Here is a 23785-nt window from a genome sequence, read left to right as displayed (position 1 = left end):
CTAGACAAGATTGTTTCGTATGTACGCAAGAATGTAGCAAACTTTCCATTAATTTAAGGGTTTGATACAAGTGATTGCAACGAAATGATGTGTAAAATGTGTCTTTATGAATAAAGGATGACTATTTATAAAGACAAAAAAGCAACTAGGATTCACAACGAAGACTTTTTGTTCGAGGATAACGTCTTTTTGTTGATAGATGAAACATCTATAGCTTATTGAAACACAATAGATTAATTTTCAAACCATGAAAAAAATACTTCTTATTCTCTGCTTACTAACCGCAGGTAACATAACAAAAAGCTGGGCGCAGGAGCCGGTTGTAATTAAACAAGATGGCGCAACGGGTGACCTCGACGCCGAGGAAAACGAAGAACCAGACGTAAGAGATTTATCCTTCCGCGAAAGATTGAAATTTGGGGGCGGTATCGGTGGTTTGCAGTTCGGTAACCCAACGCTTATCTCTGTGTCGCCAATGGCTGGGTATTTGCTTACCAACGAAATGACAGTTGGTCTGGCGGTAGATTATCAATACACCAAATACACTGGTGCAACGGCTTATAATCTATATGGGCCTAGACTTTTTACGCAATATCGTCTTCGTTTCCTAGAGTCTATCTTGTCTAAAGCATTTGCACAAGGAGAGGTTCAACAGTATTATGGCAGTGCAGGAACCTATAAACTCAATTATGACCCTCAATTTTTGGCAGGTGTTGGTCTAGGATATGGAGGTTTCCAGATTTCAGCATTATATAACTTTAGTTATTCGTCCAATAATCTAACATCTCCTTATGGTAGCCCTATCGTTATCCGAGTAGGAGGCTTTTTCTTCTAAGATTATGGTAAACGAAAAACGCGGTTTTGATGGCCTTCGCCAGCTCATTGTACAAGTGATGATTGGCATAATGAGTTTTTTCCAAATAGTGCTTACTCTGATATTGGCAATTATTGCTTTTAAAGTGTATCAAGATCCTAATTTTTGGGAGGAGGCTAATGGTGTCAAAATCGTAAGTATTACCGTAGCGTTACATATTGCCTTACTGATTTTGAAAAAAAGATTCAAACAAATGAGTTAGGTCCTGAACAAGTAACATATTTTTTGGTGTAGTAGCAACTCTTGCAGTTTCCATTTTGAAGGCGGCAACTGCAAGAGTTGCCACTACACCAATTTTATTTTATTGGCAATGCTCAAATTATCATCCCTAATTTAGTGAATGAACGAATGAGTGATTCTGTTAAAATTTGTATTCTAGAAGTAGAGACGCAATGATTGCGTCTTAAGCGGAGTAAAATCTAGCATGGTTTCATCAAAAAAGGCGCTCGGAAAACAATTTTCGAGTGCCTTTTTTGATACTTAAATGCAGGATTACACATCTTTCAGACGCAATCATTGCGTCTCTACTGGTAAATTTCTTTTTTAAATAATCACTCATTCACTCAATCTCAACTCACTCAATAATAAAACGCACAGGTTTCTGTTTTTAATTTCCACTGAATAATAGAGTGAAATCAAAACATTCATTAAATTTGGAAGATACGGTAAGCGTGTCTTATCGTATGAATCAATACTTTTTAAATCTCATAACTTTAAAACTTTCATGAAAAAAGTTGTTCACCTAATTGCTACAGTTGCTTTAGGAATCTCTTTGAGCTTTGTAGGCTATGGACAAACCGATTTGAGCCAAAAATTACCTATGGATCCGTCGGTGCGTGTGGGCGTATTGCCCAATGGAATGAAATATTTTATCCAGAAAAATGCTGAACCTAAAAACCGTGCTCAGTTGCGCCTAATGGTAAAAGCTGGCTCTGTACTCGAAACCGACGAGCAACAAGGCTTAGCACACTTCATGGAGCACATGAACTTTAACGGTACTAAAAACTTTCCGAAAAATGAATTGGTCAATTTTCTTCAAAAATCAGGGGTTCGTTTTGGTGCTGACTTAAATGCTTATACTGGTTTCGACGAAACGGTGTATATGCTTCCTGTACCAACAGACTCTATCGAGGTTTTCAAAAAAGGTATCCAAATTCTGGAAGACTGGGCACATAACGCAACACTCGAACCTAGCGAAATCGACAAGGAACGTGGTGTCGTATTAGAAGAATCTCGTTTGGGGAAAGGTGCTCAAGCTCGTATGCGTGACAAGTATTTTCCTTTGATTTTGAATAACTCGCAATATGCTAAGCGTTTGCCTATCGGGAAAGATGATATTTTGAAAAACTTCAAATATGATGTTTTAAAACAATTTCATCAAGATTGGTATCGCCCCGACTTACAAGCTGTGGCGGTAGTAGGTGATGTGGATGTGGACATGGTCGAAAAAATGATTAAAGAAAAATTCGGCGCAATTCCTGCGGTAGCCAATCCAAAACCAAGAGTAAAATATGATATTCCGTTGACTGGCGGAACAGACGTTGCTATCGTTACAGACCCAGAACAACCTAATACGGTGATTCAGGTAATCTCGAAACAACCAAAGAAAAAAGACGTAACTTATCAAGACCGTCGTGATGGCATCGTTCGTTCATTGTTCAATATCATGCTTTCTTCTCGTATTCAGGAACTAACGCAAAAGGCTGATCCTCCATTTTTGTATGGACAAGCAGGTTACAGCGGTTTCTTGAGTAATCTAGACGGCTTTAGCTCGATTGTAGTAGCCAAAGGCGACAATATCGAAGGCGGTTTGAAAGCTATTTTGGAAGAAACTGCTCGTGCGAAAAAATTTGGTTTTAATGCAAGCGAATTTGAGCGTGCGAAAAAAATGTATTTAGTAAGTCAAGAAAATGCTTTTAAAGAAAAGGATAAGACTAGCTCAGAGGACTTGGTAGATGGTTTGGTAAGTGCATTTTTAGAAGATGAAGTACTTACTTCTATTGAGTTTGGTTATGATTTTACGAAAAAGTATATCGAAACAATCAAGCTTGAGGATATCAATGCTGCAGCTAAAGCGCTGATTACAGACGATAACCGTGCGGTTGTTTTGATGGCGCCAGAAAAAGATAAAGACAAGTTGCCTTCTGCCGAAAAAATCAAAGAATTGTTGAATAATACAGGTAAAGATGTAACAGCTTACGTTGACCAATCTGTACAAAAACCATTGATTGAAAAATTACAGAAAGGAAGTAAAGTTGTTGCTACAAAACAAATTCCTGAAATTGGCGTAACGGAGTTGACTTTGGGTAATGGAGTAAAAGTAGTAGTAAAACCGACAGACTTTAAAAATGACGAGATCTTAATCAGTGGCTATAGTGTTGGTGGTTCAAACTTGTATGCTGATAAAGATGCTGATAATGCAAAACTAGCTTCAACAATTGCATCTATTTCGGGCGTGGGTGATTTCAATACCATCAATTTACGCAAGTTATTGACAGGTAAAACGGTGAGAATTGCACCATATATTGGCGCTACTACCGAAGGTATTAGTGGCTCAGCGACTCCAAAGGATTTTGAAACAGCATTAGAGTTGATTTACAGCTATTTCATGCAACCACGTTTAGATGCTGAGGTTGTAAAAGGATTTTTGAGCAATCAGCGTGATGGGTTGTTGAGTCAACAAAAAACTTTGACACCAGAAAAAGTATATAGCGATTCATTGACTGCAGTATTGTCGAGCTATCACCCACGTAGTATGCCTATTACTGCTGAACGTATTGAGAAAATTGATGCAAACAAAGCTTTTGCTATTTACAAAGAGCGTTTTGCTGATGCTTCAGATTTCACATTCTTCTTTGTGGGTAATATCAATTTGAAAGAATCACAACCATTATTTGAAAAGTATTTGGGTGCTTTACCTTCATTAAAACGTAAAGAAATTGCCAAAGACTTGGGTATTTATCCGCCAAAAGGTAAGGTTGAAAAAACGGTTTACAAGGGCACAGAACCAAAAGCAAGAGTAACAATGGTATGGTCGGGGCCGTTGGTGTACAATGCCGAAACTGATAAACAAATCGAAGCACTTTCGGAAGTATTAGAAATCAAGTTGATTGAAAAATTACGTGAAGAAGAAGCAGGTGTGTATGGTGTTCAAGTAGGAGGTTCGGCCTCAAAAATCCCTTCGGCGCGTTATAGCTTCAGAATTGGTTTTGCTTGTGCTCCTGAAAATGTTGAAAAATTGGTTACTCGTACTTTAGCCGAAATTACTGCTGTACAAACCAAAGGTGCTGAACAAACAGACATCGATAAATTCAAAGCTGAATCAAAACGTCAAACAGAAGTACAATTACGTGAAAACGGTTTCTGGTTGGGCTATCTTCAAGGACAATACCAATACAAAGAAGACTTGAAAGATGTATTGAAAGAAGAGGCTTTGATGAAACAAGTAACGGTAGAAAGTACTAAAAAAGCTGCCAATCAATACTTAGGTAAAGACTTTATTAAAGTTATTCTTTTACCAGAGAAAAAATAGTATTGAGATTATTCTCCAAATTTTCATTAAAAAAGGCGTTCGAAAAATTCATTTCGAACGCCTTTTTTGATGAAAATTTCAGAATCCTACCGCCTTAGACGCAAAGCGTTGCGTCTCTACTGCAAGAAGATAATTTTTAACATAATCACTCATGCACTCAATCACAAATCACTCAATTTATGACTAAGTATTAGCTCATCAACTTAAATCCTTCACCGTGAAGGTTGATGATTTGAATAGTTGGTTCTTCTTTAAAAAACTTACGCAGTTTGGTGATATATACGTCCATACTACGGGCATTGAAATAAGTATCATCACCCCAAACCATTTTCAGGGCAAAGCTACGGCTTACGGGTTTGCCGATATTTTCGCAGAGCAATTTTAGCAATTCACTTTCTTTAGAAGTTAATTTTTGCTGACCTGAGGCATGAAATAATAGTTGTTTTTCGGAATCAAACTCATAAGCGCCTATCACGAAAGTATTACTTTTGACAGCATTTTCTGTAGCTTGCTTTTGACTTCTTCTCAAGATTGCTTGGATACGAGCCAAGAGTTCTTCCATCGAAAAAGGTTTTGTCATATAGTCATCAGCTCCAACTTTAAAACCTTGCAAAGTATCTTCTTTCATGGCCTTTGCTGTCAGAAATATGATAGGTGTATCTTTATCAGACATTCGTACCTCTTTTGCCAAAGTAAACCCATCTTTTTTAGGCATCATTACATCGAAGATGCATAAATCATAATCTGTCAATACAAACTTAGAGAGCGCATCGTCACCATCTTTGGCTAAGGTGGCTTCAAAACCTTTGATGGTAAGATATTCTTGCAAAAGCTGTCCTAAATTTGGGTCGTCTTCGGCTAATAAGATTTTATTCATAATGTGTAAGCGTTATACGTGTTGTCGATGGAATAGGTAAGGATTCCAATGTAGTAAAAGTGCGTTCCTTTATCGTGCAGTAGGCAAAAGGCGATAGATATTAGACAAAAATGTTTCCTTCATTTTATCAGAAACCCTTTACTTTAATTAACTTTTGGCAATTGGTAAAATAATCTCGAAGGTACTACCTTCGCCTAGTTTGCTTTGCACACGGATTTTACCTTTATGTTCTTCTACGATTTTTTTGACATAGCTCAAGCCTAATCCAAAACCCTTGACATCGTGAAGGTTACCAGTAGGTACACGATAAAATTTCTCAAAAATGTTTTTGATCGATTCTTTTGTCATACCAATTCCATTGTCACTTACCCTAATGGCAATCCCTTCGGGAGTATCTTCTGTTTGGATAGATATCTGAGGTTTTTCGGGTGAATATTTATTGGCGTTGTCGAGCAAGTTAAAAATTATATTGGTAAGATGCACTTCATCGGCTTCAATTTCGGGATTATCTGCTTTAAAATCAAAGCTCAAATCACCTTCACGTAGCTCGATTTGTGGACTCATATTTTCGAGAACATGTTCTATGACCTGATGCACATTTACCAAACCTAGTTTGAGTTTCAACTCTCCACGTTCCATTTGGGCAGTTTGTAGCACTTTTTCCACCTGCGACCCTAGCCGTTTATTCTCTTCCTTGATGATATTCAAATAGCGACTAAACATCGTTTTGCTGGCTGCCACATCGTTGTCTTGTAACATCTGAGTAGCCAACGAAATGGTCGAAATAGGCGTTTTGAACTCATGGGTCATATTGTTGATAAAATCGTTTTTAATATCGGCCAAATGCTTTTGTTTCACAATCGTATTGACAGCAATATAAAAACACCCCAACATAACCAAAATCAACATCAGTGAGCTTGCGTACATGACCCACATGGTACGTATGATGTAGCGGTCTTGGTTGGGGAAATATAGTCTTAAATAGCTTTCAGAGGCATTTAAGTCATTGGGGAAAAGGTTGACAATATAAGTGTCTTTATCGCTTTTTAAGCCATTTTCTTTGTATTTCAACGAAGAGGCGTAATGTAATACTGGAGCTTCTTTTGTACTAATTCCGTATTCAAATGGCAGTGAGATACCCTTATTTTTAATTTCTTGTTTCAACAAAGAATCCAGAATGACAAAATTGATGCGTTCGGTAATTTTACGCTTTTTAAATAAGAAATCACTCAAAACCTCTTTGGCCATTTGCCCTTGCGAATCGATATCCGTATGTTCTCGGGCAATAAGATGATCTTTTTGCTGTTCTCTGACTTTTTGTTCTTGTTTACGTTTTTCGGCTATTTTTTGAGCTTTCTTGGCCGAATCTTGTTTGTATTTAGCGACTGTAGCGTGGTTATTTAATGCTTCTGCCAAAATCTCATCCAAACGCTTATTTTCATTGAGTCTTTTTTGTACTTCCTCCATGTCCATATTCACCGACCATTCCTCATATTCGCGAACTTCGCCATTGGGTAAAATTTCGGTGCTTTTAGATACCAAAATATCAGAAGGCAATGAGCTTTTGGCGAGGGCTTCGATTCCTGCGGGCAAATTAGGATAAGTTTTAGTAGCAACGGGTACTTTATGAGTTTCTTTGGCTTTTTGGGGAGTAGGATTCGCAATGGCAACTAATTGCTTTTGCTTTTCTTCAATCTCCATTTTTTGTTTTGCCAAATAAAAAAACTCTTGTTGTCCCAATCGTCTTACTACTCGCTGCATGGCATCACGGACATCGCTACCAAATTGTTCGTTTTTGGCACGAAGCGTAAAGCCCAACCAGTAAAATTGGAAGATGATTAGCCCTAGCGAGCCAAATGCCATCAGGGCGATAATATATTGAATCTTACGTTTTGTCATGCGAATGTCAAGCCAATTAGTGCTTTGCTAATTACATCAAATTCAAGGTATTGATGCAACATTTTGTTTAAAGTGGTTTCTTTGAAATGTTCAAACGCATTGGTAGCGTGAATCAATTCAAAAGGTATATCGCAAAATTAGAAGGAATAGTATTATCATAAAGCCCTTTTAACATCTTTTAACAGAGTTCAACGCTTTGATATTGAATTGGTTCATTATGTTTGTTCTTGATAACAAAAACGCATTTACCACTAGCGTTTGGAAACGATAACTTGTACGTTGTTCCATTAAAATTTACAAAACTATGAAGGTTACTTTTAAATCATTTAGCGTAGCTATTTTGTGCTTGGCAAGCGTATCATCTTTTGCCCAAAGCAAGAGTATTTCTCAAACGGTTCAAGAGAAAGACGGGAAATTGAAAGTACATGTCGAAACGACCGAAAATGGCAAAAAGGAAGTTTTTGAGCGTAATTATAACGTGGAGGGTTTGAGTAGCGAAGCTAAAGAAAAATTAGTTTCTGGTATTACGGATTCTCTAATGGCTAAGGCGGATGGACCAAAAGCAAAAATTAAAATGAAAATTTTTGCTGATAAGGATGCTCAAAAAAATAACGATGTTGAAATCCAGTCATTCTCACTTAATGATGGGGACTCTCTTGCTATGGCTCGTCCTGGCAAAAATATGAAACGTCGTATTATCATCAAAAAAGATGGTCAAACGATTGAACGTGAGTTGGATGGCAATGATGAAAACTTCAACTTTAATTTCGATTTTAAAGGTCTGGATAAAGACATGCAGAAAAGATTCAAGGACTTTAATACAGACGAATGGATAGCGAAAGCTCAACCACGTTTGAAAAGCCTGCAAAATGGCGCTAAAAACCTTTTCTTTTTTGATGGAAATGGCACTTTCCCAGGCATGAGCGAGTCCAAAACGATTCATGGTTTGAGAGTATATCCTAACAAACCTTTTGATGCTAAACTAAACCTTCGTTTTGACGCTCCACAAAAGGGAAATGTGACTATTTCGGTTACTGATGTAAATGGTAAAGAAGTGGGTCATCAGGTAGTAAAAGACTTTGAAGGCGAATTTATGGGTCAAGTAGATTTGAAGAAAAACACAAAAGGTACTTTGTTCGTTACAGTTACACAGAATGAAGATGGTACCGTTAAACGTGTAGTAGTAGAATAAAAGTATTTGATAGAATTAAGTATTACTGCAAAATTAGATTTATATGTTTTAGGGAACAGGCAACAGGCACAAGGCAAAGAGTGTTAAATATTTTTTTAGTAAAGATAGCTATGGTTTTGCAGAATGCCGATATCTGAAAGCCAAAGGCTTAAAAATTTAAGTTTATTTTGCATACTAACTTATCCAATCAGAATGCCATCGGTGAAAGCTGATGGCATTTTTTTGATAGAATAAGTATGAGTGCTTCATTACGAGTTGAGAATTTGGGCTGTACGAAGGATTACTAAAACCATTTATTTCGGATATCGGATGTTGGATTTCGGAAGTGTAAGCTTTTCTATTTTGTAAAAAATAAAGGTGTTTTACTTTATTTCCGAAATCAGAAATCCCCAATCTGCAATAGTTAGAATTACTTGAATAGTATCCTTCTGATGATGAGTGCAATCCAATAACTGATATACTATTAACTAATAACTTCTTTTATCCATGAAGATTAAATTACTAATAGCTTTCTTATTTTTGACGTGGACAGGGCTGGCTCAAAAACGCCAAACTTATCAGTATTCAGATGAGGTTTTAGTCAAATATCAGCTCGAAATACACCCTGCTCAAACTCCTAAAGGCTGGGTGCTGTTATTGCCAGGTTTTGGAGAAACGCCCGAATCCGTCTTGAAAGAATCGGATATTCCAGTGGTAGCCGCACAAAATGGTTTGTTGGTAATTATTCCTTTTTTGAATGCCAGTCCTCCGTCATTTTACATAGATGAGCTTTCTCAAAAAGCCCTTGAATCTATTGTAAATAAAACTTCCGAAAGATTAAAGCTCCATAAAACGCCTTTCTTTTTAGGAGGATTTTCATTAGGTGGAAGCGGTGCAATCAGGTTAGCAAAGCGCTTAGTTGAACACAATAGTCCCATTCCAAAAGCTATTTTTGGAATAGATCCACCACTCGATTTTGCTCGTTTTTATCAATCTATCGAACGAACCATCTGGCTCAGTCAATCGGCTATTGCGAGCGAGGAGGCGAAATATTTGGTAGAAAGACTCAAAACGGAGTTTGAAGGTACTCCCGAAAATAATCCACAAAAATATCAGGACTTATCATGCTTTTCATACCAATCAAAAGACCTCAATCAACTAGATTGGTTAAAGAAAATCCCTCTGAGACTATATACCGAAATAGCGATTGAATGGCAAATGCAGGAAAGAAATAGGGATTTATATGATATTAATGCTATCGACTGTGTAGCGATGATTAATACCTTGAAAATTTTGGGAGCAACTCAATCTGAATTGATTGTGACTAAAGACCAAGGCTGGCGACGTCAACAAAAGATGCGAAATCCTCATTCATGGTCCATTTGCGAACCAAGAGCTTTGGTGAAATGGCTACTGAAATGGACTTTGTAGAGACGTAACAGGAATGTATTGCGGAGTTATAAATGAGTCTCAGAGCATGTTTATCATTAAAAACAAAAAAGTGTATTTATTTTTCTGAAATCCTGTTGTTTGAGCCGCAGGCGAGTTTAGGATTTCTTGACTTTCTTTTGTTACTTTTCTTGTGTCAAGACAAGAAAAGTAAGGAGTGTCGATAGGAAATTTTGTTTTTTAATAAATGCCAAATAAAATTTTCAAACATGCTATCATATCTCCCAAATCCACAATCGTTACGTTTTCTCAAAAAAACATAATCATAATATATTCACCAAGGGCAAAGCCTGACCAGAGTAACATGGCAAGGCATAAAGCAATTTTTCCAACCATGCCCGTAATAAGTCCTATAAACGAACCTATGGCAGCTTTCAAAGCTTTTGAAAAATCAGCGCCATTGATAAGTTCGCCAATCAAAGCGCCTAAAAATGCACCTAATAACATCCCTACTGCTGGAATAAAAAACATACCAACCAATAAACCTATCGTAGACCCAATGGCTCCGTATTTGCTTCCTCCAAACTTTTTGGTTCCCCAAACTGGTGCATAGTAATCAAAAATAGCCATTGCTACTGTCAGTACAGTGAAGACCACCAAAGTACTTTTGTTGAACTCGACAAAGCGGGTATAGTGTAAACAAAACATTCCCGCCAAACTCAAGGGTGGACCTGGGATAGGAAGTACAGCCCCAGCTAAACCACCAAGTAATAAGCCAATCGCAAGAATCGTCAGAATAATGTCCATAGAGATAAAAGTTGTAAGTTTTGAGGTAGAAATAGCCAATGCTGACTCCTTACAATCGTTAGCCTATGGCAATGTATAGGATGCCGAAATAGGATAATGGTCGGAGTATTTTATTTCGCTGTGTGTAGTAAAAGAATGTATTTTGATTTTATCACTAAAAAATTGATTGTCAATTCTTACAAACTTAGGGCTTCGATTCAAGGTGAAACCAAACCCATTACCAGCTTTTTCAAAAGCATTTTCAAGTCTATCTCTTACATGACCATAAGCTAGTCCATAAGGCACTTCGTTGAAATCACCACAAACTATAACAGGGTAGGGGCTTTCATCAATGAGTTTTTCGATAGACTTAATTTCGCGAGCATGGTCAATAAAGCCTTTTTTCAAAGATGATAGAATATCTTTTCCTTCGGTTTTTACCATGGCTTCATCTTTATTATTGAACGCTTTGGCTACCTTCCCCACACGAATACCCATTGATTGTAGCTGAAGGTTGATAATACGAACAGTATCTTTTCTGAAAATTATATCAGCCAATAAATACCCATTACTTGTACTATTGCCAGGAAAAGCTTTACCTTTTTTGTTGATGATAGGATACTTCGAATAAATTACCAACGTAGAGTAATATCCCTTTGGATCAGCATTTATGGCTCTGTATGGATATTCTTTTTTGAGTAAATCTGCGGCAAATCTTCCGTCTTCATTAGAGGTTTTGCTAAACTCCTGAAAGCATTTAATATCTGCATCGAAGTGTTCCACATAGTCAAACAAGGATTCTTTATCGGATGGCTTTAGTCCTTGAAAACTGAAGACATTGTAGCTCAAAACGCTTAGTTCGTCGTTGGTAGTTTCATGAGTAGGCGAAAACTGAATTGTGCGTACCGTAAATGGCCATCCCATAAACCAAATAATCAAAAATACCCAAGCTCTAGATGGACGAATATATAGCCAGATTAGCCCCAGAATTAAACAAGCTCCTTGGGCTATAGGAATGGACATCATCACAAACCCTGCGAACCAATGTTCCCATACAATGGTATAGCCCAAAAAGTACGCGAACAAAGTGTACATACACAGCGGTAAACTGCTGAGCCAAAGCAAAGAAGTGGCAATCTTTTTTATCATAAGGTATTATTTGATATACAAATTTGGCAGGTTTTCTTTCAAAAACGATAGAATTTGCGAAAACTTGATATGATAGCATAAATCTTTTCATAATAAATTGCGAGTTTACAAAATAATTCATACTTTTGCGTTCCAATTTCAGAAAACACTGATTATCAAGTCTATTACATCGCCGAATATAGTATTAAGTTTAATTCTGAATTATCATAAAGTCTTTTGATGAAAATGATTTATTATCAGTAAAAAGACTAAATATAGTAAAGAATTTTTTGATAGTGAGGCGATTAACACATAAACAATTAACGCATTTTTATCATGGCGAAGGTTTGTCAATTAACAGGAAAGAAAACTCAAGTGGGTAACAACGTTTCTCACGCTAATAACAAAACTAAAAGAAAGTTTTATCCAAACTTGCACACTAAAAAATTCTTTTTAGAGTCTGAAGGTGTATGGGTAACTTTGAAAGTTTCAGCGAAAGCAATCCGTACAATCAACAAGAAAGGTTTGGAAGCTTCTTTGATTGACGCTGCTCGCAAAGGAACATTGAACGTTTAGTTATACTTGTCTCCGACAATTTTAAAGCCTCTTCGTAATTATATTGCGAAGAGGCTTTTGTTTTGTCTGGAGTTTGTGGCTTATCAAGCTGTTGTTCTAGAGCAAAACTAAAGAATGAACCATAGCCCTATTTCAAAAAATGGATACATCTATCAAAGAACGCCAAATTGCAGAGTTCTGTCGTAAAGACTTATTAGAAGAGAACCAAAATCAAGTGATTAAAGTATCTTGTCAAACTGGAAGGGATGTAAAGAATGTCCGTACCTCTATTGGTACATATTTTTATGATGAGTCACTTTCTAATATTTTGGTTCGAAAGAAAGAATTTATTTCGGAATACTATGATGGATTAAAAGAGCTACTAATTTACAAAGCTAATCATGGTGAAATATATAGTGATGTACTAATCACATTATATCCTGATGGAAGTTATCAGTTTAATTATTGGTTTGATGAAGAACGACTTTACAATGAGGAATTTAAAGATGCTGCAATGCTTTCACAAAGATATCCTCATCATGTTGCAGCTGATCTATTAGATTATGATTTACCTGATATCAACTTTAAGAAGAAATATGCTAAAATTATAATGACTCTCGAAATTAGAGCAGGGGAACCAGCTGTTGATTTACGCTATAGAAATGGTAGAAATCAAATAAAACCTGTGTTTGATTTTATGGATAATACTAGTCAATCGTACAGAGATAATGTTGAAAATGTGTTGACAGTTCTTAAGGAGGGTATCTTAGATCAATACAATGTCACGCATGGAATCATGAAAGAGTTTTGGGAACCATGGAACAAAATCATTATAGAAGTCCCGCCAAGTGGTATTTTGAATGAGTTAGAGGATATACATTATTACCTAGACGATAAACTATTAGACAAAAAGTATTTTACACGGGGTTATTTTGACATGGAAAAATGGGAATATGTGAAATATAAGTAAAATCATGTTTTTAACCTCAGCACTCCAATATATTCACAACCAATGCTCTATTTTATTTTAAATTTATGAAACAAAATAGCGCTCGATAACCGTTTAGTTATTGCTTGTCAGTGATATGATTAACTCCTGACAACTTAATACCTCAATATACTATGCTGACATCTTCTGAAAAAACTCGTTATCAAAAACATTTACTACTTCCTCAAATAGGCATTGAAGGACAAGAGAAGCTCAAATCTACCAAAGTGCTTGTGGTGGGAGCTGGTGGTTTGGGTTGTCCAGTGCTTCTTTACCTAGCCGCAGCAGGTATCGGCAAAATTGGAATTATCGACAATGATGCTGTAGACTTGACCAATCTTCAACGTCAGGTTTTATACAAAGTGGAAGATATCGGCAATCCCAAAGCATTAGTGGCTACCAAGCGTCTTTTGGCGATGAATGATAGCATCGAAGTCGAAGCCATTTTACATAGACTCAAAAAAGAAAACGCTCTTCAGTATATTCAGCAATATGATATTGTAGTTGACTGTACCGACAACTTCACAACTCGTTATTTGATCAATGATATTTGTGTCAAGCTCAATAAGCCTTTTGTCTACGGAGCAATCCACCAGTTTGAAGGGCAAGTTTCGGTATTTAATTACACTGATGCCAATGGTCAACAAGGACCTACATACCGTTGTTTGTTTCCCGAACAACCTTCAGAACTAGAAATTCCTAACTGTGCTACTATTGGCGTATTGGGTATTTTGCCTGGCACGCTAGGTATGTACCAAGCCAACGAAGTCGTAAAAATGGTAACAGGCATAGGCAAAGTATTGAGTGGTGAGTTTTTGATGATTGATTTATTAGAAAATACTTCTAGAAAAATAAAAGTAAAACGCCGTCCAGACGCCGAACAACTTGCTCGCCACTCTGAGACACAAGAACAAGAAGAAATTGCCTGTAAAACGAATATTATGAAAACACTTTCAGTGGAGGAATTACAAGAGAAAATCGAGGCTCAAGAAGATTTATTTCTCCTAGATGTCCGTAATCCTAATGAGTATGAAATTTGTAATTTAGACAATTCGGTATTGATTCCGATGAATCATATTCCTAATAATATCAAGCATATCCCACGTGACAAACCTGTAGTGGTATATTGTCATCATGGAATGCGTTCGGCTTCGGTTATTCAGTTTTTGGAGCAAAATCATCAATTCGATAATCTTTATAACCTCACAGGAGGAATCAATGCTTGGGCTTACGAAATAGACCCACAAATGGATACTTACTAAATTTTGACACTATCGATGCAACTTCTTCGTTAGTTTTTACATCTAGGATGTAATGTTTAACCTAAAGTTTGTGTAGAAATGAGAAAAATATTGATGGCGAGTATAGCAATACTCTTAGTAAGTGTAAGTGCTTGGGCACAAAATTCTCAAGAAATGACTGTTCAGGCTTTTACTAAAGTAGACTTTCAAGGAATCATGAAAGTAGAAATCGTAAAAGGAAACACCAATAAAGTTACAGCTGAAGCCCATGGCAATCTTAGCTTGGATGATTTGACGATTTCTGTTTCAGGGGGTGAGTTGTCGGTAAAAACAAAAATCTTTAAACAACTTACCGAAAAAGATAAAAAAGCAAATGCAGGGAGCTACTATGAAGTCAAAGTAGTGTATAGCGCCGATTTGAGTAGTATCAAAGGTGGTCGTGGTGCCGAATTACAATTTGGCAATGTTTTGGCAGGCAACCATTTGATTTTAGAAGGCAGCTCTGGGGCAATCATTAAAGCCGATTTAGACCTCAATACACTCGAAGTAGCAAGTTTGCAAGGAGCTATTGTAAATCTAGAAGGAAAAGCAAAATACCAGTCAGTCCGTGTAAATACAGGAGGACAATTGCACGCTTTTGATTTGAAAGCAGAACAAACCGATGCCAAAGTTAATACAGGAGGAATGGCAGAAGTTGCAACGTCACAATCGCTCGATGCCTCTGCGGGTACAGGAGGCTCTTTGACATATAAGGGAAATCCTAGTCAGAAGAGTATCAAATCTAATTTGGGAGGAGAAGTGAAAAGCTTATAGTTGCCAAAAGGCTGACCACAATCATGAATGCTTTATGAATACCATCATAAAGCATTTTTGCTTTTAAGGGCAAATTTGTCATATACAAAATCTATTCCCTTGTGTTATGAAGCCATCCCAAGATAAACTATCTCTATTCAATTGGTTAATACAAAAATATCAGCGTAAGATTTATTGGCATGTGCGTAAAATGGTTGTCTCACACGACGATGCAGACGATTTGACGCAGGAGGTATTTTTGAAGGTATGGCAAGGACTTGATAATTTTAGAGGCGATTCTCAATTATTTACTTGGATATACCGTATTGCAACCAACGAATGTCTCAATTTTCTGAGAAATAAACGTAAAATGCAATTTTGTGAAATCGAAGATTTTTCAGAAGTATTTGTATCAGATAATAACCGTGACGTACTAATTTCGGGTGATGATATTCAGTTGGCGCTACAAAATGCTATCATGACTTTGCCCGATAAACAACGTTTAGTATTTAATATGCGCTATTTTGATGAAATGCGCTATGAAGAAATTGCCAGAATAACAGGCACATCAGTAGGAGCACTAAAAGCAACGTATTCGATAGCAGTACATAAAATCGAAAACTTATTACATGTCAATCAACATAAATTGCACTATGCTGCCTAATGAGATTGAGTGAATTGTGATTTAGTGAATTGTGAGTTGTGAATTGTGAATTAAGAATGAGTAATTCACAATTCATAACTCACAATTCGTCTATTCTTTACGAGCTTGGTATTCGTCAGAAATTAATTTGAACACATAACCGCTAATCCATGCTACGTCACCACCTTTGATGAAATAGAAGCGTTTTTGAACGCCATCACGGTTCATTTCTTTAATCAAAGTTTCTAACAATGCCGCACCAGCAATAATATCTTGTTGGTTATAGATTTTCGTAGTGATATTCTTTACGTCTTCTTCTGCAATAGCACGAACTGCTGGGTCTGTCACACGAGAGAAATCTGGGTTAATCAACTCCTCGTAGCTACTAGCACTCATTTGACGAAATTTACGAATATCTTCCAAACTTACTTCTACTGGACGACCGATAATCGCAGCGCGTTCTGGGTGTAAGAATGAATTCATTACAAACACGATACCTCCCAATAAAAATACGTTTTTGCGGTTTTTCAAACCTACTTTACGGTTAAGTTCAAGCGCCAACTCTTCGCCAACTACTTTTACCTCGTCGTTTACTCCCTTGGTATATTCTTCCAAATTAGCATCTGGGAGTTTTTTCTTCACAATTTTTACAAAAGCCTTTGTACCATAAGGGAAGTTTACTGCTTCAAATTTGGTACGGCTCAATAAATAACCACCTTTGATATTACCACCACCAATATCCATTACAGATGATGACAAGTGTAATTCAGGAGCAACCATTGATAGTGCACCGTATTTAGCTTCGTCTTCAGCCGAGATAATATCAATTTTCTGATTAGGATTTTTCAACGCTTCACGGATGGCAGCAATTACTTCTGCTTCTTTGCCTGGTTGTTTGTCGGTAGCTTGTTTCAATCCGCTACTCATTACAATAAACATACGGTCAGACAATACGTTGTTACGAACTGTAGCTGTATCTACTAAGTCTTTGATAGCAGTTGCGGTTTCTTTGATAGCTTGAGGAGTCAAAGCACTTGGCTCAGTGTTGATTGACATACTCTTTTTGAGGTTGTAAGTAACTCCCTTTTTCGGCGAAACGGTTACCCCAATAATACTTAATTTAACGCCTTTTGAGCCAATATCAATACCAGCGTAAAGTTCTTCAGCTTCTTTCAAGCCATCGAGTAATTGCGAAATAGCTTTTTCGCTCATACCCATTTTCAATTTCTTATAAATATCAATCGCTTTGGAGAAGTTACGTGAGGCTTCCAACACGTTTTCTTGATCACGATACAAAAAGCCAAGGTTTTCATAAATAGCGGCTTCCCAATATTCGTTTCGTCCACGAACCATTCCCAATGCTTTATTGAGATATTCTTCAGACTGATCAAATTGTTTTACTTCGCGAAGGGTGTTAGCAATTTTAAGGTAACGTAATGCAGTATTTACATCTTGGGCTGTGGTTACAATAATACTACTAAGGAGCAAAAAAAGAGTAAAAATGAGTTTTTTCATGTTAAAAGAATTTTATTAAATCAGTCGTTGTGATTGAATACATATTATCTAATTCAAGAAGTAAGGAGAGAATGTTGGAGTGAGAACGAACCTTACCCTGTTGAGTGTTAGAAATGACACTGAGCGACTTGTGGCTAGAAATGTACGATGGGCTTCAAACTATTGCTGATTAGGGATTTCTGATTTCAGAAATAGGGGCATACTACTTAGCTTCTTCTACAATAAGAGTCCAAAAAGCAGGTAGTGCTTCCGCAATCCAACATCCGATATCCGAAATAGATGATGCTTAAAATCCTTCGAACAGTCCCGACCTGTGGCTAGGGATTTTGATATAAAGGAACTTTTACTTGAGTAGGATCAAGGTCTGTTGTATCTACTTTAGCAACTCGTTTACTCTTATTACCTTTTTTCTTTTTACTCTTAGTAGCTGATTTACTACTAGTGGTTGTTTTAGTACTTGGGCTTGGTTTAGCTTTTGTACTAGTTGCAGGTTTTTGTTGGAGTTTACTACTTACGGCAGAAAGTACAGACATACTACTCATGCTAATAACAAATAAGCATAGCCACACACTTGACCATGTTTTGAGTGGGGATAACACACGATTTAGCATAGGAGAATGGGTTTTACGGGTTTGGATAAGAAGGAATTATCCTTTTTTGACTTTAGTAAAGTAAGATAAAAAAAGCCTTTTTATCAATAAAATATTTGATAAATAAGCACTGTCACCTTACTCAGTGATTTTAGTTAACCCTATTAGGTCAAAAAACATACCATTACACTATAAAAAAACACGTAGCTCCTTGGTTTTTTCAAGGAACTACGTGTGAAAGAAAAGTTTAATGGGGCTTATCTATCTGAAAATTAATTGATTATTTCTTTTTTAGCCCTGGCTGGAAAATTTCAAAATTTTCAGTCTTTTTTGCCTCTGCTACTATTTTGCGAACATCTTCCAAAAGCTTTTTTGCATCATAAACCACTCCGTCTTTGATCGTATATTTTACGCCACCTACTCGTTTTACTTCGTTACCTTCTGTCAAACGGATAGCGCCTGTGCCATATAACACTTTGAGGTTTTTGAGGGGATTTTCTTCCAAAATTACCAAATCCGCTAGCTTGCCAGTTTCTACACTACCGATTTTATCTTGCATACCAATAGCCTCAGCACCTTTGAGAGTTGCCGCACGAATGACTTCAAGTGGATGAAAACCTGCCTCTCTCAACAACTCAAGCTCACGGATATACGCAAAGCCATAAAGTTGGAAAATAAAGCCAGAATCCGATCCCGCAGTAACACGTCCCCCACGGTTTTTGTACTCATTGATAAAGTTCATCCACAAACGATAATTTTCTTTCCAAGCTACCTCTTGTTCTGTACCCCAATCTTGCCAATATGAGCCATGTGATATACGAGATGGTTGATAAAAACGCCATAATTGAGGCAGAGTATATTCTTCATGCCATTCGGCACGACGAGCCAACATTAATTCACGATTAGCTTCATAGATATTGAAAGTTGGGTCAATCGTAAAATCAAGTTTCAATAATTCATCCATAACCTCATTCCAACGTTTTGAGCCAGGCTTGGCAGCCTGTTTCCAGAGTTTACCAGCTTCTTCAAAACGATTTTGCTCGTTGCCATAATTGTAGTCTGCTGGATAGTCCTGAATCGTTTGACTATCGAACAATGCTTCTGGCAAACCATACCAGTGCTCCATAGAAGTCAAGCCAGCTCTGGCGGAGTTGAGTACGTTCCAACGAGCCACATCGACTTGTGCATGGTGGCAAGCCGAACGAAGTCCTAATTCTTTATTACGACGTAGCGCAGCATCCATAACCTCAGGTCTGGCTCCAAAAAACTTAATACCATCTGCGCCTTTTTTAGCATTTTCTTCTACCCAAGCGCGAGCTTGGTCTGCTGTAGTGATGCTTTCCTTCGAACCCATTCCAAAGGCTGTATATGCCAAGATACGAGGAGCTGTGATTTCGTTTTTTTCAGACTTTTGTTTTTGGTCTAATACCCAATCCAAACCGTTTCCTGCCGATGGGTCGCGAATCGTAGTGATACCATGTGCTAGCCAAAGCTTGAAAACATACTCGGCTGGCGTACCTTGCGAGCGACCACCAATATGTCCGTGCATATCCACAAAGCCTGGGAGAACATACATGCCAGTACAGTCTAGTTCTTTGTCGCCTTTGTCAGCTTTGGGTCTGTCCTTAGGGTCAATGGGTACGCCAGGGTAGCCAACTACCTTGATTTGAGTGATTTTGTTTTTCTCGATAACAATATCACAAGGACCCTGCATAGGAGACCCCGTTCCATTGATGACGTTAACTCCCCGAATAATCATGCGATTAAACTGACCTTCGCCTTCTACGCGAGTAGGTGCTTTCGGAATTTGGGCAATGGCAGTTATGCCTGCGCATAGTGTCAGGAGTAAAAGTTTGATGCGTAAAATTTTGTGCATGAGCTATATAAAGGTTGATGAGGAATGAGAGATGATCAGGCTTTTTGTCATAGGAAAAGGTAAGTGGGAAACAAATGCGCATAACCATCCTTACACAAGTTAGTGAATTTGACTAAAATGTGTAACTTGCTGTGGAACAATTCAACAAACTTCTTAGATATGAATCTACAAATACTCGACAAATGGATTCGAGGGAATTTCCTTTTTCTCTGTATTATCTTGGCTTGCCTCTTTGCTGTGTTTAAAAAAGCGACTATTTTTCAAATAGAAAACCCCACCAATACTACCGCACCCTTGGAGGATAACCCGCTCGCCAAAGATCAAGCTTTTCAACAGTATTGGAATACAGGATTGTCAGAGGTTAATACTTACGAAGTAACACAAACGATTGATACAAGCCAAAAGACTCGACAAGCACAACTGATTTTTAGGATAGTAGATTTTGATACTAAAAAACACGGTCAAGCTACTTCATCGAACAAATCTGAGTCTACAACTGTACTCAAACAAAATTTAATACAGAAAATAGATACAGGAGTATATGAATATTCTTTGATGAACTCTACTTTTACGCCCACAAATTATGTGGTATTTCCTCATGCCTTAAAGGTAGAATATGCTAAACAAAATACACAAGGTCAGGAATACACCCAAGTGGATTGGCAGGGGCAAACATTTTTGTATAAAGGGAAAAGTGATTTCCAACCAAAAGCTCAACAAGATACTAGTGTAAAAACGGCATGGCTCGAGGACGAAATCTGGAATAGAGTACGCCTTAGTCCACAAACTTTACCAGATGGCGAAATTGAGATGATTCCCAGTCTTGAGTACCTTCATGGTACGAATCAAAAAGTGGAGGCTATTTCATGCAAAGCTACTCTTGAAGAGAAAACAGATTCTTTGAGTAAGCAAGTTTTAAAGAATTATATCATAGAATATCCAGAAAAGCATCGTAAAGTTAGTATTCAATTCGAAGCCCAATTTCCCTATAAAATTTTGAATTGGGAGAGTTCTTTCGAGCAAAATGGCAAAGTCAATACTATGAAGGCTCGCTTAGTTCAATCTAAGCAGGTAGCCCTAAAATAAGCAGAGGTAAGGCACAACGCTAACTTTACAATTCATAAGACAAAACGTCCGTTTATGTGTTTGCACAATAGATTGGTCAAAATGATGAACCTTCTTGGATTTTGAATTGTAATTTTATCATCCTCATATATAATGTTAAACAACAAACATGAAATTTCTCGGATTTAACGTTTCGAGTAAGCTTACAGGTTTTAGCCTCTGTTTAATGGTGGGCATATTACTTTGGGCTTGTTCTGGACAAGACAAAAAACAAGAAAACACATTACCCGAAACCAAGATTTGTTCCATGATATTTATTGACAAATCAGTGAGCGTAAATGTGGATAAAGGTTTTGCGAATGAGAAATACACAAAAATTATCAATGACTTAGTAGAAAAGAATATCAGAGGAAAAGGCGATAAGTTAATTGTGTATTTTATTCATGAAAACACCGCAAAAGCCAAAGTGGCAGAAGTAATCAGTCGTACCGAAATGGACGAAACTGATGGCGCTAATGCCAATGACTCGGAAGCACTCAAAACAGAATTTTCCCTCGATTTGAGTCGTGAAAAAAGTATTTTTAAACAATTAGTGGTAAAACAGCTCAATGCTCGTAATGCCTCTAGTAGCAATGAGAATACAGATATTCTTGCCTCTCTAGAACTAATTGACAAGGAAGCTGCCAGAGGGTATGATGTAAAAGTGTATTATCTGTCCGACATGGTCGAAAGCATGAAAGGCGAACATCGTCGCGATTTTCACAAAAACCCTCCTGTCGATGATGCTGCCGCAGTAGGTTGGGCCAGAGAAGATGCCAGTAATTTAAAAGCAAGCCTCAATAACCTGACTTCTATACAGGTATTTGTCGCCAAACCTTTTGAACCAACTGCCTCAACTCGTGTAAACAATCCAGCCGTTTCGGCATATTGGGAAAGGCTATTTGCGGAATTGGGCGTAAGTACCGAAGTAGAAGAATTGTAAAAAAAGGCTGTGAGAAACGATAAAGGTTTCGCACAGCCTTTTTCGGTAAATTATAGCCTCGATGCTCGACCCAAGTTTGCCAAAATCCTCATTTCTAAGTTTTTTGTTGTAACTTTGCAGACTTAATTAAAATGGAGAATTTATGACAAGTGACGAACCCAAGTTTAGGTGTTGCTTAGAACATATATGATTTTCATAAAGTATTAAAAATGAGTGCTTAATAGCTTGCGTGTTGAGTTTTGTGAAATCCTATTGTTTGAGCCGTAGGCGAGTTTAGGATTTCTTGACTTTCTTTTGTTACTTTTCTTGTGTCAAGACAAGAAAAGTAAGGGTGTCGAGTAGGAATTTTGTTTGATAAATACCGAATGGAATTTTTAATCACCTTAAGATGGAGGTCAGACTATAGCTATAACAACCTTATTCTTTCCTCGAACAAGATATATATCATAAATTCAACATCAGATTCTCGCAATTACAAATTTTATTAAGCTAGAAAACGACTTTCAAGCAACTAATTGAATGAAAACGAAAACGTTAAAAAAGAATAAAGTAAATATAGTTACATTAGGCTGTAGCAAAAACGTGGTAGATTCTGAAGTAATTTATACCCAGCTCAAAGGCAACGGTATGAATGTAAGTCATGAGTCTAAAAAAGACGATTCAAACATTGTTATCGTAAACACTTGTGGCTTTATCGATAATGCCAAACAAGAATCTATTGATACAATTTTAAGATATGTAGATGCCAAAGAAGCAGGAGTTATCGACAAACTTTACGTAACAGGCTGTTTGTCGCATCGTTACAAAGATGATTTAGAAAAAGAAATCCCAACGGTTGATGCTTTTTTTGGTACAAATGAATTACCTCGTTTGCTCAAAACCCTCAAGGCAGATTACAAACATGAATTGATTGGAGAGCGCTTGTTGACAACTCCAGCACATTATGCCTATCTAAAAATTGCGGAAGGTTGCGATCGCCCTTGTTCGTTTTGTGCAATTCCATTAATGCGTGGAGGTCACATTTCTCGTCCGATTGACGAACTTGTGACAGAAGCGAAATCATTGGTAAAGAGAGGAACAAAAGAGCTTATCCTAATTGCGCAAGATCTTACGTATTACGGATTAGATATTTACAAAAAACGCAACCTTTCCGAATTACTTGATCGTCTATCAGACATCGAAGGTATGGATTGGATCCGTTTGCAATATGCTTACCCAGCAGGTTTTCCAATGGACGTATTAGATGTAATGGCAGCCAAACCAAATATCTGTAATTATTTGGATATGCCTTTACAAAGTGGCTCGACAGAGGTATTGAAGAAAATGCGTCGTGGTATCACTCGTGAAAAAACAGAAGACCTTATCAATGCGATTCGCGACAAAGTGCCTAACATTGCTTTGCGTACTACGTTAATTTCTGGTCACCCTGGCGAAACGGAAGAAGATTTTGAAGAAACGTATCAATTTGTTGAAAAAATGCGTTTTGACCGTCTTGGGGTATTTACCTACTCGCACGAAGAAAATACACATTCACATACTTTCGAAGACGATATTCCAGAAGACGTAAAACAAGAACGTGCCGACGAAATTATGGCATTGCAACAAGAAATCTCTTTGGAATTGAATCAAGCAAAAATTGGTAATACTTACAAAGTGTTGTTTGACCGCAAAGAAGGAGGGTATTTCATTGGTAGAACCGAATTTGACTCACCAGAAGTAGACAACGAAGTATTAATTCCAGCCAGTCAATATGTTCGTTTAGGTGATTTTGCTGATGTAAAAATCACTTCAGCTGAAGAGTTTGATTTGTATGGAGAGTTAGCTAAATAAACAAAATGCCTGCAAGAAAATTTTCTTGCAGGCATTTTGTTTATTATTCCTC

At 37.3% G+C, this 23785-nt stretch carries 20 protein-coding genes; 13 read left to right on the top strand and 7 right to left on the bottom strand.

Going from position 1 to position 23785, the window contains the following annotated elements:
• Positions 1-247 precede the first annotated feature (247 nt).
• The 3 genes from QM481_RS12345 to QM481_RS12335 all read left to right on the top strand — a co-directional run bounded on the left by QM481_RS12345 (position 248) and on the right by QM481_RS12335 (position 4406).
• Positions 248-835, top strand: coding sequence for a hypothetical protein (locus QM481_RS12345; RefSeq protein WP_166549667.1), 588 nt, complete (start codon positions 248-250; stop codon positions 833-835).
• Positions 836-839: 4 nt separating this feature from the next.
• Complete coding sequence (locus QM481_RS12340) at positions 840-1076, top strand: hypothetical protein (RefSeq protein ID WP_166549668.1); 237 nt, start codon at positions 840-842, stop codon at positions 1074-1076.
• A gap of 522 nt (positions 1077-1598) precedes the next feature.
• Positions 1599-4406: a M16 family metallopeptidase gene (locus QM481_RS12335; protein WP_283381982.1), complete on the top strand. Its 2808-nt coding sequence runs from the start codon at positions 1599-1601 to the stop codon at positions 4404-4406.
• 190 nt (positions 4407-4596) lie between these two features.
• Here the strand turns inward: QM481_RS12335 and QM481_RS12330 are convergent, their stop codons facing one another.
• Positions 4597-5283 carry a response regulator transcription factor gene (locus QM481_RS12330; protein WP_166549670.1) on the bottom strand — a complete coding sequence of 229 codons (687 nt, stop codon included), beginning with the start codon at positions 5281-5283 and terminating at the stop codon, positions 4597-4599.
• Positions 5284-5430: 147 nt separating this feature from the next.
• Positions 5431-7182, bottom strand: a complete 1752-nt coding sequence (locus tag QM481_RS12325; protein ID WP_283381981.1) for a sensor histidine kinase — start codon at positions 7180-7182, stop codon at positions 5431-5433.
• 304 nt (positions 7183-7486) lie between these two features.
• On the opposite strand from QM481_RS12325, the gene QM481_RS12320 reads away from it, so the two are divergent.
• Positions 7487-8374, top strand: coding sequence for a T9SS type A sorting domain-containing protein (locus QM481_RS12320; protein WP_283381980.1), 888 nt, complete (start codon positions 7487-7489; stop codon positions 8372-8374).
• Between the two features lie 486 nt (positions 8375-8860).
• Entirely contained in the window at positions 8861-9784 is a 924-nt protein-coding gene (locus tag QM481_RS12315) for a hypothetical protein (RefSeq protein WP_283381979.1), read from the top strand.
• Positions 9785-10051: 267 nt separating this feature from the next.
• On the opposite strand, the gene QM481_RS12310 is transcribed toward QM481_RS12315, so the two are convergent.
• Positions 10052-10549 carry a DUF456 domain-containing protein gene (locus tag QM481_RS12310; RefSeq protein WP_283381978.1) on the bottom strand — a complete coding sequence of 166 codons (498 nt, stop codon included), beginning with the start codon at positions 10547-10549 and terminating at the stop codon, positions 10052-10054.
• 63 nt (positions 10550-10612) lie between these two features.
• The gene (locus QM481_RS12305) at positions 10613-11677 is read right to left on the bottom strand and encodes an endonuclease/exonuclease/phosphatase family protein (RefSeq protein WP_283381977.1); all 1065 of its coding nucleotides are present in this window, start codon (positions 11675-11677) and stop codon (positions 10613-10615) included.
• A 315-nt stretch (positions 11678-11992) separates the two neighbouring features.
• Here QM481_RS12305 and rpmB point away from each other — a divergent pair, with 315 nt between their 5' ends.
• The 5 genes from rpmB to QM481_RS12280 all read left to right on the top strand — a co-directional run bounded on the left by rpmB (position 11993) and on the right by QM481_RS12280 (position 15896).
• Complete coding sequence (gene rpmB / locus QM481_RS12300; RefSeq protein WP_095160780.1) at positions 11993-12232, top strand: 50S ribosomal protein L28; 240 nt, start codon at positions 11993-11995, stop codon at positions 12230-12232.
• Positions 12233-12371: 139 nt separating this feature from the next.
• Positions 12372-13181, top strand: coding sequence for a hypothetical protein (locus QM481_RS12295; RefSeq protein WP_283381976.1), 810 nt, complete (start codon positions 12372-12374; stop codon positions 13179-13181).
• A 152-nt stretch (positions 13182-13333) separates the two neighbouring features.
• Positions 13334-14461 carry a molybdopterin-synthase adenylyltransferase MoeB gene (gene moeB, locus QM481_RS12290; protein ID WP_283381975.1) on the top strand — a complete coding sequence of 376 codons (1128 nt, stop codon included), beginning with the start codon at positions 13334-13336 and terminating at the stop codon, positions 14459-14461.
• Positions 14462-14539: 78 nt separating this feature from the next.
• Entirely contained in the window at positions 14540-15253 is a 714-nt protein-coding gene (locus QM481_RS12285) for a head GIN domain-containing protein (RefSeq protein ID WP_166549677.1), read from the top strand.
• A gap of 106 nt (positions 15254-15359) precedes the next feature.
• Positions 15360-15896, top strand: coding sequence for an RNA polymerase sigma factor (locus tag QM481_RS12280; protein ID WP_166549678.1), 537 nt, complete (start codon positions 15360-15362; stop codon positions 15894-15896).
• 90 nt (positions 15897-15986) lie between these two features.
• On the opposite strand, the gene QM481_RS12275 is transcribed toward QM481_RS12280, so the two are convergent.
• From QM481_RS12275 to QM481_RS12265, 3 genes are all read right to left on the bottom strand, one after another.
• Positions 15987-17390, bottom strand: coding sequence for a tetratricopeptide repeat protein (locus QM481_RS12275; protein WP_283381974.1), 1404 nt, complete (start codon positions 17388-17390; stop codon positions 15987-15989).
• Positions 17391-17707: 317 nt separating this feature from the next.
• Positions 17708-18001, bottom strand: coding sequence for a hypothetical protein (locus QM481_RS12270; RefSeq protein WP_166549681.1), 294 nt, complete (start codon positions 17999-18001; stop codon positions 17708-17710).
• A gap of 259 nt (positions 18002-18260) precedes the next feature.
• On the bottom strand, positions 18261-19856 hold the full coding sequence (locus tag QM481_RS12265) for an amidohydrolase family protein (protein WP_283381973.1): 1596 nt from the start codon (positions 19854-19856) through the stop codon (positions 18261-18263).
• A 159-nt stretch (positions 19857-20015) separates the two neighbouring features.
• Here QM481_RS12265 and QM481_RS12260 point away from each other — a divergent pair, with 159 nt between their 5' ends.
• The 3 genes from QM481_RS12260 (at position 20016) to rimO (ending at position 23733) form a co-directional block, all read left to right on the top strand.
• Positions 20016-20942, top strand: coding sequence for a hypothetical protein (locus tag QM481_RS12260; RefSeq protein ID WP_283381972.1), 927 nt, complete (start codon positions 20016-20018; stop codon positions 20940-20942).
• A 148-nt stretch (positions 20943-21090) separates the two neighbouring features.
• Complete coding sequence (locus QM481_RS12255; protein WP_283381971.1) at positions 21091-21903, top strand: hypothetical protein; 813 nt, start codon at positions 21091-21093, stop codon at positions 21901-21903.
• 519 nt (positions 21904-22422) lie between these two features.
• A complete protein-coding gene (gene rimO, locus QM481_RS12250; protein WP_283381970.1) occupies positions 22423-23733 on the top strand; it encodes a 30S ribosomal protein S12 methylthiotransferase RimO in 1311 nt (436 codons plus the stop codon).
• The last annotated feature ends 52 nt before the right edge of the window (positions 23734-23785 follow it).

This window comes from Flectobacillus rivi, from assembly GCF_030056655.1.
In the GTDB taxonomy this organism is placed as follows: domain Bacteria; phylum Bacteroidota; class Bacteroidia; order Cytophagales; family Spirosomataceae; genus Flectobacillus; species Flectobacillus rivi.
Note: the sequence above shows the minus strand (reverse complement) of the source record. Positions and strands in the feature narration are given on the sequence as shown.

Bases quoted from the DNA above. Each gene is read 5' to 3' on its own strand.
- QM481_RS12275 (WP_283381974.1), bottom strand. From the start codon at position 17,390: ATGAAAAAACTCATTTTTACTCTTTTTTTGCTCCTTAGTAGTATTATT.
- QM481_RS12315 (WP_283381979.1), top strand. From the start codon at position 8,861: ATGAAGATTAAATTACTAATAGCTTTCTTATTTTTGACGTGGACAGGG.
- QM481_RS12265 (WP_283381973.1), bottom strand. From the start codon at position 19,856: ATGCACAAAATTTTACGCATCAAACTTTTACTCCTGACACTATGCGCA.
- QM481_RS12255 (WP_283381971.1), top strand. From the start codon at position 21,091: ATGAAATTTCTCGGATTTAACGTTTCGAGTAAGCTTACAGGTTTTAGC.
- QM481_RS12340 (WP_166549668.1), top strand. From the start codon at position 840: ATGGTAAACGAAAAACGCGGTTTTGATGGCCTTCGCCAGCTCATTGTA.
- QM481_RS12325 (WP_283381981.1), bottom strand. From the start codon at position 7,182: ATGACAAAACGTAAGATTCAATATATTATCGCCCTGATGGCATTTGGC.
- QM481_RS12280 (WP_166549678.1), top strand. From the start codon at position 15,360: ATGAAGCCATCCCAAGATAAACTATCTCTATTCAATTGGTTAATACAA.
- QM481_RS12285 (WP_166549677.1), top strand. From the start codon at position 14,540: ATGAGAAAAATATTGATGGCGAGTATAGCAATACTCTTAGTAAGTGTA.
- QM481_RS12310 (WP_283381978.1), bottom strand. From the start codon at position 10,549: ATGGACATTATTCTGACGATTCTTGCGATTGGCTTATTACTTGGTGGT.
- QM481_RS12345 (WP_166549667.1), top strand. From the start codon at position 248: ATGAAAAAAATACTTCTTATTCTCTGCTTACTAACCGCAGGTAACATA.
- QM481_RS12295 (WP_283381976.1), top strand. From the start codon at position 12,372: ATGGATACATCTATCAAAGAACGCCAAATTGCAGAGTTCTGTCGTAAA.
- moeB (WP_283381975.1), top strand. From the start codon at position 13,334: ATGCTGACATCTTCTGAAAAAACTCGTTATCAAAAACATTTACTACTT.
- QM481_RS12335 (WP_283381982.1), top strand. From the start codon at position 1,599: ATGAAAAAAGTTGTTCACCTAATTGCTACAGTTGCTTTAGGAATCTCT.
- rpmB (WP_095160780.1), top strand. From the start codon at position 11,993: ATGGCGAAGGTTTGTCAATTAACAGGAAAGAAAACTCAAGTGGGTAAC.
- QM481_RS12260 (WP_283381972.1), top strand. From the start codon at position 20,016: ATGAATCTACAAATACTCGACAAATGGATTCGAGGGAATTTCCTTTTT.
- QM481_RS12305 (WP_283381977.1), bottom strand. From the start codon at position 11,677: ATGATAAAAAAGATTGCCACTTCTTTGCTTTGGCTCAGCAGTTTACCG.
- QM481_RS12330 (WP_166549670.1), bottom strand. From the start codon at position 5,283: ATGAATAAAATCTTATTAGCCGAAGACGACCCAAATTTAGGACAGCTT.
- QM481_RS12270 (WP_166549681.1), bottom strand. From the start codon at position 18,001: ATGCTAAATCGTGTGTTATCCCCACTCAAAACATGGTCAAGTGTGTGG.
- QM481_RS12320 (WP_283381980.1), top strand. From the start codon at position 7,487: ATGAAGGTTACTTTTAAATCATTTAGCGTAGCTATTTTGTGCTTGGCA.
- rimO (WP_283381970.1), top strand. From the start codon at position 22,423: ATGAAAACGAAAACGTTAAAAAAGAATAAAGTAAATATAGTTACATTA.